This window comes from Pantoea ananatis PA13 (assembly GCF_000233595.1).
GTDB lineage: Bacteria > Pseudomonadota > Gammaproteobacteria > Enterobacterales > Enterobacteriaceae > Pantoea > Pantoea ananatis.
Genome location: NC_017554.1, coordinates 115,357 through 131,378, shown reverse-complemented (window position 1 = coordinate 131,378; position 16,022 = coordinate 115,357). Strand labels below are relative to the sequence as shown.

At 53.8% G+C, this 16,022-nt stretch carries 13 protein-coding genes; 8 read left to right on the top strand and 5 right to left on the bottom strand.

Annotation, left to right across the window (positions count from 1 at the left end):
- Positions 1 to 16 precede the first annotated feature (16 nt).
- From gmk to PAGR_RS00550, 7 genes are all read left to right on the top strand, one after another.
- Positions 17 to 640: a guanylate kinase gene (gmk, locus tag PAGR_RS00580; RefSeq protein WP_014332998.1), complete on the top strand. Its 624-nt coding sequence runs from the start codon at positions 17 to 19 to the stop codon at positions 638 to 640.
- A gap of 54 nt (positions 641 to 694) precedes the next feature.
- Positions 695 to 970: a DNA-directed RNA polymerase subunit omega gene (rpoZ, locus tag PAGR_RS00575; RefSeq protein WP_003851346.1), complete on the top strand. Its 276-nt coding sequence runs from the start codon at positions 695 to 697 to the stop codon at positions 968 to 970.
- Between the two features lie 20 nt (positions 971 to 990).
- Positions 991 to 3,099: a bifunctional GTP diphosphokinase/guanosine-3',5'-bis pyrophosphate 3'-pyrophosphohydrolase gene (gene spoT, locus PAGR_RS00570; protein WP_013027771.1), complete on the top strand. Its 2,109-nt coding sequence runs from the start codon at positions 991 to 993 to the stop codon at positions 3,097 to 3,099.
- Between the two features lie 3 nt (positions 3,100 to 3,102).
- Positions 3,103 to 3,804 (top strand): tRNA (guanosine(18)-2'-O)-methyltransferase TrmH, encoded by a 702-nt coding sequence (trmH, locus tag PAGR_RS00565; RefSeq protein ID WP_014332997.1) that lies wholly within the window; start codon positions 3,103 to 3,105, stop codon positions 3,802 to 3,804.
- On the top strand, positions 3,801 to 5,879 hold the full coding sequence (gene recG, locus PAGR_RS00560) for an ATP-dependent DNA helicase RecG (protein ID WP_014604734.1): 2,079 nt from the start codon (positions 3,801 to 3,803) through the stop codon (positions 5,877 to 5,879). The genes trmH and recG overlap by 4 nt, the downstream gene beginning before the upstream one ends.
- Positions 5,880 to 5,963: 84 nt before the next feature.
- The gene (locus PAGR_RS00555) at positions 5,964 to 7,343 is read left to right on the top strand and encodes a nucleobase:cation symporter-2 family protein (protein WP_014604733.1); all 1,380 of its coding nucleotides are present in this window, start codon (positions 5,964 to 5,966) and stop codon (positions 7,341 to 7,343) included.
- Positions 7,344 to 7,454: 111 nt separating this feature from the next.
- The gene (locus PAGR_RS00550) at positions 7,455 to 9,134 is read left to right on the top strand and encodes an AsmA family protein (RefSeq protein ID WP_014604732.1); all 1,680 of its coding nucleotides are present in this window, start codon (positions 7,455 to 7,457) and stop codon (positions 9,132 to 9,134) included.
- Between the two features lie 32 nt (positions 9,135 to 9,166).
- On the opposite strand, the gene fabY is transcribed toward PAGR_RS00550, so the two are convergent.
- The 5 genes from fabY to typA all read right to left on the bottom strand — a co-directional run bounded on the left by fabY (position 9,167) and on the right by typA (position 14,125).
- Positions 9,167 to 10,114 (bottom strand): fatty acid biosynthesis protein FabY, encoded by a 948-nt coding sequence (gene fabY, locus PAGR_RS00545; protein ID WP_026020958.1) that lies wholly within the window; start codon positions 10,112 to 10,114, stop codon positions 9,167 to 9,169.
- Between the two features lie 59 nt (positions 10,115 to 10,173).
- Positions 10,174 to 10,611: a D-aminoacyl-tRNA deacylase gene (dtd, locus tag PAGR_RS00540; protein WP_013027777.1), complete on the bottom strand. Its 438-nt coding sequence runs from the start codon at positions 10,609 to 10,611 to the stop codon at positions 10,174 to 10,176.
- Complete coding sequence (locus tag PAGR_RS00535) at positions 10,608 to 11,477, bottom strand: virulence factor BrkB family protein (RefSeq protein WP_013027778.1); 870 nt, start codon at positions 11,475 to 11,477, stop codon at positions 10,608 to 10,610. Before PAGR_RS00535 ends, dtd begins: the two co-directional genes overlap by 4 nt.
- A 3-nt stretch (positions 11,478 to 11,480) precedes the next feature.
- Positions 11,481 to 12,077 (bottom strand): glucose-1-phosphatase, encoded by a 597-nt coding sequence (gene yihX / locus PAGR_RS00530; RefSeq protein WP_014332993.1) that lies wholly within the window; start codon positions 12,075 to 12,077, stop codon positions 11,481 to 11,483.
- A gap of 224 nt (positions 12,078 to 12,301) precedes the next feature.
- Complete coding sequence (gene typA, locus PAGR_RS00525; RefSeq protein ID WP_014332992.1) at positions 12,302 to 14,125, bottom strand: ribosome-dependent GTPase TypA; 1,824 nt, start codon at positions 14,123 to 14,125, stop codon at positions 12,302 to 12,304.
- Positions 14,126 to 14,557: 432 nt separating this feature from the next.
- Here typA and glnA point away from each other — a divergent pair, with 432 nt between their 5' ends.
- Entirely contained in the window at positions 14,558 to 15,967 is a 1,410-nt protein-coding gene (glnA, locus tag PAGR_RS00520; RefSeq protein ID WP_014332991.1) for a glutamate--ammonia ligase, read from the top strand.
- Positions 15,968 to 16,022 lie beyond the last annotated feature (55 nt).

Below are 16,022 nucleotides of genomic sequence, written 5' to 3'. Positions count from 1 at the left end.
TCAATTCAAGAAAATCATGGCCCAAGGTACGCTCTATATTGTTTCTGCGCCCAGTGGTGCAGGAAAATCCAGTCTGATTCAGGCACTGTTAAAAACGCAGCCGCTGTATGATACGCAAGTGTCTGTTTCCCATACCACCCGTGGTATGCGTCCGGGCGAAGCGCATGGTGAACATTACTTCTTTGTTCAACAGCATGAGTTCGAAAAAATGATCGCGGAAGATGCTTTTCTGGAGCACGCGAAAGTTTTCGACAACTATTACGGCACCTCGCGTAAGGCAATTGAACAGGTCCTGGCGACCGGCGTGGACGTTTTTCTTGATATTGACTGGCAGGGCGCGCAGCAAATTCGCGCTAAGATGCCAGAAGCGCGCAGCATATTTGTCTTGCCGCCTTCGAAAGAAGAGCTGGATCGTCGCCTGCGTGGTCGCGGTCAGGACAGCGAAGAGGTCATTGCGCGTCGGATGGCACAGGCCGTGGCAGAAATGAGCCACTACGCCGAATACGACTATTTAATTGTGAATGATGATTTTGATCTGGCGTTATCGGATCTGAAAACCATTATTCGCGCAGAACGTCTGCGCATGGCCCGTCAGAAAGCGCGCCATGATGCTTTAATCAGCAAACTGTTGGCAGTCTGAACCCAGTTTCAGTATGATGCCGAGTCATTTCTTCATCTGTGGAGTAGCACACCTATGGCACGCGTAACCGTTCAGGACGCAGTAGAAAAAGTTGGTAATCGTTTTGACCTGGTGTTGGTCGCTGCACGTCGTGCACGTCAGATGCAGGTAGGCGGAAAAGATCCGCTGGTTCCGGAAGAGAACGATAAACCTACCGTTATCGCACTGCGCGAAATCGAAGAAGGTTTGGTCACCAATCAGATTTTAGATGTGCGTGATCGTCAGGAGCAGCAAGAGCAGGAAGCCGCTGAGTTACAGGCCGTTACCGCTATCGCTGAAGGTCGTCGTTAACAGCTAGCTGCAGGTCAACCTTGTATCTGTTTGAAAGTCTCAATCAACTGATTGAACAATACTTGCCTGAGGACCAGATTAAGCGCCTCAAGCAAGCTTATCTTGTGTCACGTGATGCCCACGAGGGACAGACACGCTCCAGCGGCGAGCCTTACATCACCCATCCTGTTGCAGTAGCCTGTATTCTGGCAGAAATGAAGCTCGACCATGAAACGCTCATGGCCGCGCTTTTGCACGATGTTATTGAAGACACGCCAGCCACCTATCAGGATATGGAACAGCTGTTTGGCAAGAGCGTTGCCGAACTGGTTGAAGGCGTTTCAAAGCTGGATAAGCTGAAATTCCGTGACAAGAAAGAGGCGCAGGCAGAGAACTTCCGCAAGATGATTATGGCAATGGTGCAGGATATCCGTGTCATTCTCATCAAGCTGGCTGACCGTACCCACAACATGCGAACGCTCGGGTCGTTACGTCCCGATAAACGTCGTCGCATCGCGCTCGAAACGCTGGAAATATACAGTCCACTGGCGCACCGCCTGGGTATTCATCACCTAAAAACAGAACTGGAAGAGCTCGGTTTTGAAGCGCTCTATCCCAATCGTTTTCGGGTGATTAAAGAGGTCGTGAAAGCGGCCCGCGGCAACCGTAAAGAGATGATTCAAAAAATCCTCTCTGAAATCGATGGCCGCCTGCAGGAAGCCGGTATCCCCTGCCGGGTAAGTGGGCGCGAAAAGCACCTTTACTCTATCTACCGCAAAATGACGCTCAAAGAGCAGCGTTTTCACTCGATCATGGATATCTATGCCTTTCGCGTTATCGTCAAAGATTTAGATACCTGTTATCGCGTGCTGGGTCAGATGCACAGCTTGTACAAGCCGCGTCCGGGCCGGGTAAAAGACTATATTGCAATCCCCAAAGCTAACGGCTATCAATCTTTGCATACCTCGATGATCGGGCCACATGGCGTACCGGTTGAGGTGCAAATCCGTACCGAAGATATGGATCAGATGGCTGAAATGGGGGTTGCCGCGCACTGGGCCTATAAGCAGGCAGGCGAAAGCGGTACCACGGCGCAAATCCGCGCTCAGCGTTGGCTGCAAAGCCTGCTTGAACTGCAACAGAGCGCCGGCAGTTCATTTGAATTCATCGAAAGCGTGAAATCCGATCTCTTCCCGGATGAGATCTACGTCTTTACGCCAGAAGGCCGTATCGTCGAACTGCCGACAGGCTCCACGCCGGTCGATTTCGCCTACGCGGTACATACCGATATTGGTCATGCTTGTGTAGGCGCGCGCGTTGATCGTCAGCCTTATCCGCTGTCTCAGACGCTCACCAGCGGCCAAACTATCGAGATCATCACCGCGCCCGGCGCGCGTCCTAACGCTGCCTGGCTCAACTTCGTGGTGAGCTCCAAAGCTCGCGCTAAGATCCGTCAGCTACTGAAAAACCTCAAGCGCGAAGACTCGGTAAACCTGGGACGTCGCCTGCTCAGCCATGCAATGGGCGGCAGTCGTAAACTGGCGGAAGTACCGGCTGAAAACATCAAGCATGAGCTTGATCGCATGAAACTGACGTCACTGGACGATCTGTTAGCGGAAATCGGTCTGGGTAATGCAATGAGCGTGGTCGTGGCCAAGAACCTGCTCCAGACCGACACCAGCACGCTCAGCAATAACAAAAAACAAGGCAAGCTGCCCATCAAAGGTGCAGACGGCGTGCTGATTACCTTTGCGAAATGCTGTCGCCCTATTCCTGGCGATCCCATTGTCGCTCACGTCAGCCCCGGTAAAGGCCTGGTTGTTCACCATGAATCCTGTCGAAATATTCGCGGCTACCAAAAAGAGCCAGAAAAATTCATGCCGGTAGAGTGGGATAAAGTCACCGAACAGGAGTTTGTGGCTGAGATCAAGGTGGATATGTTTAACCACCAGGGTGCACTGGCTAATCTCACGGCAGCCATTAATACTGCCGGTTCCAATATCCAGAGTCTGAATACTGAAGAGCGCGATGGCCGCGTTTACAGTGCCTTTATCCGTCTGACCGCACGCGATCGCGTCCACCTGGCGAATATCATGCGTAAGATTCGTGTGATGCCGGATGTGATCAAAGTTCACCGCAACCGTAACTAGTGCATGAACCCTCAACGCTTTGCTCGTATCCAGGAAATGCTGGCCCTGCGCCAGCACGACCTTACCGTCTGCATGGAGCAGGTGCATAAGCCTCATAACGTTTCCGCTGTCATTCGTACCGCCGACGCGGTGGGGATTCATGAGGTCCATGCCGTATGGCCCAGCCAGCGCATGCGCACCCAGGCGTCGGCATCGGCCGGCAGTAACAGTTGGGTGAACGTGGTAACGCATCGCTCAATCAACGACGCCATTAGCCATCTTAAAACGCAAAACATGCAGATACTGGCGACCAACCTCTCTGCTGACGCCGTGGATTTTCGTGAGATTGATTACACCAAACCCACCTGCATTTTGATGGGGCAGGAAAAAACCGGTATTACTGATGAAGCTCTGGCGTTGGCCGATCGTCATATCATTATTCCGATGGTCGGTATGGTTCAGTCACTCAACGTTTCCGTTGCATCTGCCCTGATTCTTTATGAAGCGCAGCGCCAGCGTCAAAATGCCGGTATGTATCAACGTCAGGCCAGCCTTTTAGCCCCGGAAGAGCAACAGCGCCTGCTGTTTGAGGGCGGCTATCCCGTTCTGGCCCGCGTGGCAAAGCACAAGCGCATGCCGTATCCCTATATCAATGCTCAGGGCGAGATAGAAGCCGATGAAACCTGGTGGGCAACGATGCAATCTACAGGCAGAAGTAAGAAATGAAAGGCCGTCTGCTGGATGCCATCCCGCTCAGTACCCTGACCGGCGTCGGCGCCAGTCAGGCGGCAAAGCTGGCTAAAATTGGCCTGCATACCATTCAGGATTTACTGCTTCACCTTCCCCTGCGTTATGAAGATCGTACCCAACTTTATGCCATTAATGACCTGCTACCGGGCATTTGGGCAACTGTTGAGGGCGATGTCCTGCATACCGAGATTACTTTTGGCCGCCGGCGCATGATGGTGTGCCAAATCAGTGACGGCAGCGGCGTGCTGAGCATGCGCTTCTTCAACTTTAATGCCGGGATGAAAAACAGCCTCGCGCCGGGCAGACGTGTCACTGCCTATGGTGAAATAAAACGTGGCCAGCGCGGCGCAGAAATCATTCATCCGGAATACCGTGTACAGGGCGAGCACAGCACTGTGACGCTGGAAGAAACCCTGACGCCCGTTTATCCCACAACTGATGGCATTCGTCAGGCGACGCTGCGCAACCTTACCGACCAGGCGTTAACTTTGCTGGAAAACTGCCCGATTACGGAGCTGTTGCCGCAGGCGTTAAGCGGCGGACTGATCAGCCTGCCCGAGGCCTTACATACGCTGCATCGGCCACCGCCAGATGTGAAACTCAGCGAACTTGAAAGCGGGCACCATCCTGCGCAGCGCAGGCTGATTCTGGAAGAACTGCTGGCGCATAACCTGAGTATGTTGGCGGTTCGGGCCGGCGCGCAGCGCCATTATGCTCTGCCCATGCCTGCCCGACATACATTGAGTGACAAGTTACTGGCCGCTCTGCCTTTTTCGCCCACTTCTGCCCAAAAACGCGTGGTCGCCGAGATTGAGAAAGACCTGGCCAATGACTTCCCCATGTTGCGATTGGTCCAGGGAGACGTCGGCTCAGGAAAAACGTTAGTTGCCGCCCTCGCCGCCCTGAACGTTATTGCTCACGGCAAACAGGTGGCGATGATGGCACCGACAGAGTTGCTGGCCGAACAGCATGCAATCAATTTTCGTCAATGGCTCGCGCCACTGGGTCTGGAAGTCGGCTGGCTGGCAGGTAAACAAAAAGGCAAAGCGCGTCAGGCGCAGCAGGATGCCATCGCGAGCGGTAGTGTCGCCATGGTCGTTGGCACACATGCACTGTTTCAGGAGCAGGTGAAGTTCAACGGGCTGGCGCTGGTGATTATTGATGAGCAACACCGGTTTGGTGTTCATCAACGGCTCGCGCTATGGGAAAAGGGGGAGGAGCAGGGTTTTCATCCCCATCAGCTGATCATGACCGCCACTCCCATTCCGCGCACGCTGGCCATGACCGCCTATGCCGATCTGGATACATCAACCATTGACGAATTGCCGCCAGGCAGGACGCCGGTCACGACCGTTGCCATTCCGGACAGCCGTCGCAGTGAGATTATTGAGCGCGTACAAAAGGCCTGTCACGAGGGCCGTCAGGCTTACTGGGTCTGTACGTTGATTGAAGAATCGGACCTGCTGGAAGCCCAGGCGGCAGAAGCCACATGGGAAGAACTCAACGTGGCGCTGCCTGATTTGCGGGTAGGACTGGTGCATGGTCGTATGAAACCGGCGGAAAAGCTGGCAGTCATGCAGGCTTTCAAAGCGAACGAGATCCAGCTGTTAATCGCTACTACCGTAATTGAAGTCGGCGTGGACGTGCCAAACGCCAGCCTGATGATTATTGAAAACCCGGAACGGCTTGGGCTGGCTCAGCTGCACCAGCTACGCGGACGCGTGGGACGGGGTGCGGTTGCCTCTCACTGTGTGCTGCTGTACAAAGCGCCGCTGAGCAAAACGGCGCAGAAGCGTTTGCAGGTGCTACGCGACAGCAACGACGGCTTTGTGATTGCCCAACACGATCTGGAGATTCGGGGGCCGGGTGAACTGTTGGGAACGCGCCAGACCGGTAATGCTGAGTTTAAGGTTGCCGATCTCCTGCGCGATCAGGCCATGATTCCTGAAGTTCAACGCGTCGCACGGCATATCCACCAGCACTATCCTGAACAGGCACAGGCCCTAATCGAGCGCTGGCTGCCGGAAACCGGCCGCTACAGCAACGCCTGACACTTTTTTTGCCACCGTTAGCAAACGTTTGCTTTTGAGCCGTTGCAGATTACAATCGCCTCACTTTTTTTGGGAACCGTTACAATGTCGACCAATCAGCAGCCAGCCTCCTCATCCGTCAGTAAAAGTGAACTGATCTACCGCCTGGAAGATCGCCCGCCGCTTGCGCAAACCCTGTTTGCAGCCGGTCAGCATTTGCTGGCCATGTTCGTTGCGGTGATTACGCCCGCGCTGCTCATCTGCCAGGCATTGGGTTTACCGGCGCAGGACACACAGCACATCATCAGCATGTCCCTGTTTGCCTCTGGCGTAGCCTCAGTGCTGCAAATTAAAACGTGGGGGCCGGTTGGCTCAGGTTTGCTGTCTATTCAGGGCACCAGCTTTAACTTTGTCACACCGCTGATTATGGGTGGGATGGCGCTGAAGAACGGCGGCGCAGATGTGCCCACGATGATGGCGGCGCTGTTTGGAACGCTGATGGTCGCATCCTGCACGGAAATGGTACTGTCACGGGTGCTGCACCTGGCTCGCCGTATCATCACGCCCCTGGTGTCCGGTATTGTCGTAATGATCATTGGGTTATCGCTTATTCAGGTTGGCCTCACCTCCGTCGGCGGCGGCTTTGCCGCCATGAACGATCACAGTTTCGGCGCACCGAAAAACCTGCTGCTGGCCGGCGTCGTTCTGGTTGTGATTATCCTTCTGAACCGTCAAAAAAATCCTTATCTCCGCGTTGCCTCCCTGGTGATTGCAATGGCGGTGGGCTACCTGCTGGCCTGGGCGATGAATATGCTGCCATCCATCAGCACACCGGCCGATCAGCCGATCGTGGCGTTGCCGACTCCGCTTTATTACGGTCTGGGTTTTGACTGGAATCTGCTCATCCCGCTCATGCTGGTGTTTATGGTGACCTCACTGGAAACGATTGGTGATATCACCGCAACCTCTGATGTATCGGAACAACCGGTGAGCGGCCCCATCTATATGAAGCGCCTGAAAGGCGGCGTGCTCGCTAACGGCCTGAACTCCTTTGTCTCTGGCCTGTTTAATACCTTTCCTAACTCCTGTTTTGGGCAGAATAACGGCGTTATCCAGCTGACCGGCGTTGCCAGCCGCTATGTTGGTTTTGTTGTGGCGCTGATGCTTATCCTGCTGGGTCTGTTTCCGGCGGTGAGTGGACTGGTGCAGCATATTCCTGAGCCGGTTCTGGGCGGCGCAACTATCGTGATGTTTGGTACCATCGCCGCATCCGGCGTGCGTATTGTCTCCAGAGAGCCGCTTAACCGGCGTGCAATCATGATTATCGCCCTCTCACTGGCCGCAGGACTTGGCGTGTCACAGCAACCGCTGATTTTGCAGTTTGCACCGGACTGGTTGAAAACCTTACTGTCTTCCGGTATTGCCGCAGGGGGCATCACAGCGATTGTGCTTAATCTCATCTTTCCACCGGAAAAGTCGTTTTAAGGCAGGCTGCGGCCTGCCTGCTATTTATGCTGATTTACATCCAGGCGGTTGAGCTATAACGATAATTCAGGCATAACAACCTTTCAGCGGACTGAACCCGGGAAGGATACGATGAAATTTATAGGAAAGTTTTTCCTTACCTTATTGTTACTACTACTGTTTGCGTTAGTGGTGCTGTATGTACTGCTGCAAACACAGTGGGGCGCGGGCTGGTTTAGCCGTTGGGTGAGCGACAAAACGGAATGGCATCTGTCGCTGAGCAAAATCGAACATAACTTTTCATCACCTACACACATTATTCTGGATGACTTCAGTTTTGGCCATGACGGACAACCGGCCGTGCTGGTCGCCAAACGCGTCGATCTTGGCATCGCCCTGATGCAGTTCAGCGATCCCTTTCATTTTGCCAGCATAGAGCTCCGTGACGGTGAGGTTAACCTGACCAATCTGGCCAGGAATAGCGCCTTACCCGTGCAGGCCGATCGCCTGCAACTGAACAACATGCGCATCGACAGTCCCGCTTCCGTTTTACCGCTTTCCGCACTGCAGGTGAATGGCGGCATTCTGCCGTGGAAGCCCTTGCCCGACGATGTGCTGGGTAAAGATGCACAGTTCCAGATGAGTGCAGGCAAGATGACGCTCAACAGCGTGGCAGGTGAAAACGTGCTGATTCAGGGCAACGTGTCCCAGGGCCGCATGACGTTTAGCAACATCGGCGCGGATTTAGCCCGGGGCTCGATGACCGGTAACGGAGAGCGCGATGCGCAGGGAAACTGGAAGATCAATCAGCTCCGCCTGAACGATATCCGTTTGCAAACCGCCAGCTCGCTTGTCGATTTCCTGAAGCCGTTTGAAGAGGTGCCCTCGGTTACGCTGAACCGCGTCGATATTACCGATGCCCGGCTGCAGGGCCCTGACTGGGCGGTAACCGATCTCGATCTGACATTGAAAAATATCAGTTGGAAAGGCCGGGACTGGCAGAGTCAGGATGGCTCACTGGCGATGAACGCAGGCAACTTTATCAATGGCAAATTCGAGCTCAACGATCCCATTATCAATATGGACTTCTCGCCACAGGGGATTGCCCTGACCCAGTTCAGCTCACGCTGGGCCAACGGCGTGATCCGGGCTGACGGTAACTGGTCACGTAACGACAAACGCTTAACACTGAATAACCTGGCCGTCGCGGGCCTGGAATATACGCTGCCACAGAACTGGCGGGCGTTATGGCAGGATCCCCTTCCAGACTGGCTGGATGGGATTACCGTGACCCGTTTCACCTCAAACCGCAATTTGATTATCGACATCAATCCTGCGTTTCCTTTCCAGCTTACCTCACTGGATGGCAATGGTGAGAATCTGCAGTTGGCCCGTCAGCATCAATGGGGGATCTGGTCAGGGAAACTGAGCCTGAATGCAGCGGAGTCGACTTTTAACCGCACGGATTTACGCCATCCGTCCATTGCGCTGGAGGCTGACGATCGGCAGATCAGGGTGACGGAACTCAGCGCGTTTAGCGCTAAGGGTTTACTGGAAGGCACGGCAACCGTAGGTCAGCAAACCGACCGCCCGGTTAGCCTTAACCTGACTGGTCGCGGCGTACCCGTCAATGTCTTGCAAAACTGGGGCTGGCCCGCCCTTCCTCTGGAAGGCGACAGCAATTTCCAGCTGCGCCTGAATGCCTCCCTGAAGGCCGATCAGCCGCTGGCACCGTCGGTTAACGCTACGCTGTCGGTGAATACAGACAGCCAGCAACTGCAGCAGACCATGCAGGCAGGTCAGGTGAAGTAAAACACACAGGGCCGCAATCGCGGCCCTGTCGTTTAATTGATGCGCGCCCCTGAGCCGCCCTCTTCGAGCGGCCCGTCCGGATCCACAGGCAACACGATGTACACCGCTTCAAATACCGCACCACACTCATCATCACCGAATAGCTGCACGTCCAGTTGAACACGGGCTTTGCGACCCCGTGCCAGGCGATCGAGATCGCCACTCAGTGAGCCAAGGTCGGCAATAGCACCCGGCCTGCCGGTGATCGGACGGCTATAGCGAATATGCGCATCGGCCAGAATAATGGTGCCACCGAGATGGCGCTCACGCAGCAGCAGCCAGATCAGCCCCCAGCCGGTAAGCGTGGCCAGCGAAAACAGGCTTCCGGCAAACAAGGTATGATGCGGGTTTTGATTACCTGTTTCCGGCATGGTGGTAATAAATTTTTGCCCGGTATATTGCAGAATCCGCACGCCCATTTTTTCACTCAGGGGGATGTGCTCGTACCAGGCCTGCTGTAGCTGCCCGCACCAGTCCGCGCGGTGTAAGATATCATCCAGCGTAACAACCGGCTTAATCATGAGAAAGTGGCGCACCGGCGTGGTCTGTGGAGCGGTAATTTCGCCCTGATTGACATATCCGAGCTTGGCAAAGAACGCCACCGCATCCTCACGCGCACTGCACGTCACACGTTTGACGCCTTCCTGACGCGCAACCGACTCCAGCGTCATCGCCACCAGCGTGCCCAGGCCTTTCCCCTGAACGGTTGGGTGTACGGCTAAAAAACGGATCGCCGCCTCATTATCCGCATTGATGTAAAGTCGCCCCACCGCAACGGGTTTACCCTGCTCATCCACTACCATTTGATGATGCGCTAACGCATCCCAGGCATCCCGTTCGGAACCCTGGGGTTGATGCAGCGGCTTTCGTAACATTTCCCAGCGGAACTGATAATAGACATCCAGCTCTTCCGCCGTTTGTGGCACACGAAGATGATACATAAAATGTTTCTCTCGGTCTGATGCGGGATGGCGGAGGTTTAGCCGCGCGGTATGCGGCGTCATACCTGTAACCAGAATGTCACTGGCCCGTCGTTGACCAGCGCGACCTGCATATCCGCGGCGAAACGGCCATTCGCGGTCATCACGTCATGGCGACGGCAACACGCGCTAAAATAGTCATACAGCCGTTCTGCTTCTTGTGGCTCAGCTCCGCCGGAAAATGAGGGGCGCATGCCCTTTTGCGTATCGGCAGCCAGCGTAAACTGAGACACCACCAGCACACTGCCGCCCGCCTGTTTGACGTTCAGGTTCATCTTGCCCTGGTCGTCACTAAAAATACGATAGCCCAGCACGCGCTCCGCCAGCCGCTCGGCGCGCTTGTCATCATCACCTTTTTCAACGCCCAACAGTATTAACAATCCCTGTCCGATTTCACCCACAACAGCGTTATCAATACTGACGCTGGCACGCTGAACGCGTTGAATTAAAGCAATCATCCGTCCTCTCGTTCTTTTTCTCTTTCCTGCCGTTTGAACTGGCGGTAGTCATCTAAGGTCACGGTAATTTCCGCACCGAGAAGTACGATACACCAGGTCCAGTAAACCCACAGGAATAAAATGGGGATCACCGCCAGCACACCATAAATCAGCTGGTAAGACGGGAACATCGTAACATAGAGCGCAAAGCCCTTTTTCCCCAGCTCAAACAACAGTCCGGCGACCAGCGCCCCCGTCAACGCATCGCGCGAAGGAACCCGCTGTGTCGGGACAATACTGTATAACAGCCAAAACGACAGCCACGATAAGAGCAGCGGAAAGAAACGCAGCATCTGATCGACCAGGCTGGTTACGCCCGTCACGTTGATCCATTTCAGCGACAGCAGATAAGAGCTGATGGCTAAACTGGCACCCGCCAGCAAGGGCCCGAGCGTTAATATCATCCAGTAAACCGCAAAGGAATAGACCAGCGGCCGCTTTTTGTCGCTGCGCCAGATCGCATTCAGCGCCGAATCCACGGAATGCATGAGCAACAGCGCCGTTACGATCAACCCCACCGCGCCCACGGCCGTCATCCGGTGCACGTTTGCCACAAACTGCTCAAGGTAACGTTGCAGCGTGTTACCCGCAGCGGGCATGAAGTTGGTAAAAATAAAATTCTTAAGCTGTACGCTAATATCAGAGAACACAGGAAACGCAGCAAACAGCGCAAAGACCACGGCAATCAACGGCACCAGCGCCAATAACGAGACAAAGGCCAGGTTGCCTGCCTGCGTCGTCATGGCATCATTATCAATGCGCTTCCACAGCAGCTTAAGCCACAACCAGAACGCATGAAGCCCGGGGCGAAAATGACGTAACTTCATGGCTTAATGCTGACCTGCAAACCAGTCCGGCACGGTTGTGCTGTCGGTTACCAGCACGCTGTTAATTCCCAGCGCCCGCGCGCCCTCAATATTCGCGGCATTGTCATCGAAGAACACGGCCTGATCGGCGCTCACCCCTTCAGCATCTAACACATGCTGATAGATTCTCGCTTCAGGTTTACGCATGCCCAGCTCCTGTGACAGGTAGATCTTGTCAGCCGCCTGCTGTACGTCAGGATATTGCGTTGGCCAGAAGGTACAGTGCAGGGCGTTGGTGTTGGAGAGAATCACCACCCGATGTCCCGCCTGTCTTAGCTGGTGCATTACGGCCAGCGTCTCCGGCCGGACACCCACAAAAACCGCCTGCCAGCCTGCCGCGAACTGTTCATAGCTCAGCGCGATATCCAGCTTCTCACACAGGGCTTCTGCAAAGGCCTCATCACTGATTTCGCCACGCTCATGCTGTTCAAATGCGTCATCCATATGGAAGTGGCTTTGAAGCGAGGCCAGCGGCACGCGGCTGAGGTCACTCCAGACGCCCAGTACGCGGTTAAAGTCGATATCGATAATCACATTGCCCAAATCAAAGATATACAGCATGGTGCCTCCTCGGGTTCCCTGGATCATTCACTCTAGCGGTAAAAGCGCAGCCTGAACAGGCAGCCTGGATGAGAAAACCAGAAACAGTAAATTAAGGCACGACGACACAACGTTGAAAGGGCGGAGAGAAGAAGTTACGGGCTGGTTTAGGGTAGATTTAACTCTGGGTAGCAATCGCGCAGGAAAAAAAAAGCCCCGTTTAAACGGGGCTTCCTACAGCGCAGTTATGCGTCTTTACCGCCGCGTGAAGCACGCTTACGGTCGTTTTCAGTCAGGTGACGTTTACGGATACGCACTGACTGAGGGGTCACTTCGACCAGTTCGTCATCATCAATGAACTCGATAGCCTGCTCAAGCGTCATTTTGATAGGTGGAACCAGCGTCGTCGCTTCGTCAGTACCGGAAGCACGCATGTTAGTCAGCTTCTTACCGGTCAGGCAGTTTACAGTCAGGTCGTTAGAACGACTGTGAATACCGATGATCTGGCCTTCATAAACTTCAGCACCGTGACCCAGGAACAGCTTGCCGCGATCCTGCAGACCGAACAGGGCGAACGCAACCGCTTTACCCTGACCGTTAGAGATCAGCACGCCGTTCTGACGCTGGCCCACTTCGCCCGCACGAATATCATCGTAGTGACTGAAGGTGGAGTACAGCAGACCGGTACCTGAGGTCATGGTCATAAATTCGTTACGGAAACCGATCAGGCCACGGCTTGGGATCACGTAGTCAAGACGTACGCGGCCCTTGCCATCTGGATCCATGTTTTTCAGGTCGCCTTTACGCTCGCCCATGGCTTGCATGACTGAACCCTGATGCGTTTCTTCGATATCCAGCGTCACGTTCTCGAAGGGCTCTTGCTTACGGCCTTCGAATTCGCGGAAGATAACTTTCGGACGGGATACCGCCAGTTCGAAACCTTCACGACGCATGTTCTCGATCAGAACAGACAGGTGCAGCTCACCACGGCCCGATACGCGGAACGCGTCAGCATCTTCGGTTTCTTCAACACGCAGTGCTACGTTGTGAACCAGTTCTTTGTTCAGACGCTCAAGGATCTGACGAGACGTCACGTACTTACCTTCTTTACCGCAGAACGGAGAGGTGTTGACGTTAAAGAACATGGTAACCGTTGGCTCATCCACGCTCAGTGCTGGCAGCGCCTGCACGTTCTGTGGATCACAAATGGTGTCAGAAATGTTCAGCTCGCCCAGACCGGTAATCGCAATGATATCGCCTGCTTCTGCCAGGTCGCTGTCAATACGCTCCAGGCCCAGGTGAGTCAGCACTTTACCGACTTTACCGTTACGGGTTTTACCTTCGCTATCAATGATAGTGACTTGCTGGTTAGGCTTCACTTTACCGCGCTTGATGCGGCCGATACCGATAACGCCCAGGTAGTTGTTGTAGTCCAGCTGAGAGATTTGCATCTGCAGCGGGGCATCCGCTTCAACCTGTGGAGGCGATACATGGTCGACAATAGCCTGATACAGCGGGGTCATATCGTCAGCCATGTCTGTGTGCTCAAGACCGGCAATACCATTCAGCGCCGAGGCGAAAATGATAGGGAAGTCGAGCTGCTCGTCAGTCGCATCCAGGTTAACGAACAGGTCAAATACCTGATCAACAACCCAATCAGGACGCGCGCCAGGACGGTCAACTTTGTTGATAACCACAATCGGCTTCAAACCATGCGCGAACGCTTTTTTGGTTACGAAGCGGGTTTGCGGCATAGGGCCATCCATCGCATCTACAACCAACAGTACCGAATCCACCATAGACATTACGCGTTCAACTTCACCACCGAAGTCGGCGTGTCCTGGGGTATCAACGATGTTGATACGGTAGTCGTTCCATTTAATGGCGGTATTTTTTGCGAGGATGGTAATCCCACGCTCTTTCTCCAAATCATTGGAGTCCATCACGCGCTCGGTGGCTTCAGTACGGGCATCGAAAGTACCGGACTGTTGCAGCAGTTTATCAACCAGGGTGGTCTTTCCATGGTCAACGTGCGCGATGATGGCGATGTTACGCAAATTTTCGATCACAGCTTTTTTGCCTCAGGCATTAGAAATAACGCGGTATTGTACACGGATTAAGCGGGAGACTGAACACGATCACACTTTTCACTGAAAGTTTATTGCATTGTCGCAAAATCGCACTAATAGGCGTGCAAAATTTGCACTGCGTCGATGTTTTGCACCAAAAAAGTGCTCACTTTCAACCCAACCGCACACAAACAGTGCAATGCAACTATCATGGTGCATGACCTTTATGACAAAAAGGTGCATGACAGCGCGATTTTGTGCAAAGAAATAAAGTTGGCACAGAATTCGCTTTGTATTATCCAGATGAAAACGATGTAAGACAACGGTTACAGAGCTGGTCAGGATCAGATTCAGGAAAGACAGTTAACAGTCGTCTATTCCGTAACCCGGTTCTCGCCATGTAGACAATGACCATTTCCAGGAGAGTTGAGTATGTCCGCTGAACACGTTCTCTCGATGATGAACGAGCATGAAGTTAAGTTTGTTGACCTGCGTTTTACCGATACCAAAGGTAAAGAACAGCACGTTACTATTCCGGCTCACCAGGTTAACGCTGACTTCTTCGAAGAAGGCAAGATGTTCGATGGCTCTTCCATCGGCGGCTGGAAAGGCATTAACGAATCAGACATGGTGCTGATGCCGGATGCAACCACGGCGGTAATGGATCCTTTCTTTGAAGATTCTACCCTGATCATTCGTTGCGACATTCTTGAGCCAGGCACCATGCAGGGCTATGACCGCGATCCACGTTCTATCGCTAAGCGCGCGGAAGATTACCTGCGTTCTTCAGGCATTGCGGATACCGTTCTGTTTGGCCCAGAGCCAGAGTTCTTCCTGTTTGACGATATTCGTTTTGGTTCTTCAACTTCGGGTTCTCATGTTGCTATCGACGATATCGAAGCAGCCTGGAACACCGGCAAAGAATACGAAGGCGGCAACAAAGGCCACCGTCCAGGCCTGAAAGGTGGTTACTTCCCGGTTCCACCGGTTGACTCATCACAGGACATCCGTTCTGCCATGTGTCTGACCATGGAGCAAATGGGTCTGGTTGTTGAAGCCCATCACCATGAAGTTGCAACAGCAGGTCAGAACGAAGTGGCTACACGCTTCAATACCATGACCAAAAAAGCTGACGAAATTCAGATCTACAAATATGTCGTTCACAACGTGGCTCATGCCTACGGCAAAACGGCGACCTTTATGCCAAAACCGATGTTTGGTGATAATGGTTCCGGTATGCACTGCCATATGTCGCTGTCTAAAGGCGGTCAGAACCTGTTCTCTGGCGATAAGTACGGCGGCCTGTCTGAAATGGCGCTGTTCTACATTGGCGGCATCATCAAGCATGCTAAAGCTATTAACGCCCTGGCGAACCCAACCACCAACTCCTACAAGCGTCTGGTGCCGGGTTATGAAGCGCCGGTGATGCTGGCCTATTCAGCGCGTAACCGTTCAGCCTCAATCCGTATCCCGGTTGTTGCCAGCCCGAAAGCACGTCGTATTGAAGCGCGCTTCCCGGATCCAGCGGCTAACCCATACCTGGCGTTTACCGCACTGCTGATGGCAGGTCTTGATGGCATCATCAACAAGATCCATCCTGGCGATGCGATGGACAAAAACCTGTATGACCTGCCACCGGAAGAAGAAGCTGAAATTCCAAAAGTTGCAGGTTCACTGGAAGAAGCGCTGATTGCCCTGAACGAAGACCGCGAGTTCCTGACCCGTGGCGGCGTGTTCACTGATGACGCGATCGATGCCTATATCGAACTGCGTAAATCCGAAAACGATCGTGTGCGCATGACGCCGCACCCGGTTGAGTTCGAACTGTACTACAGCGTTTAATTTCAGAATAAGCAAATGGGTGCCGCAGACAGATCTTGCAAAGGCGGCACCGATA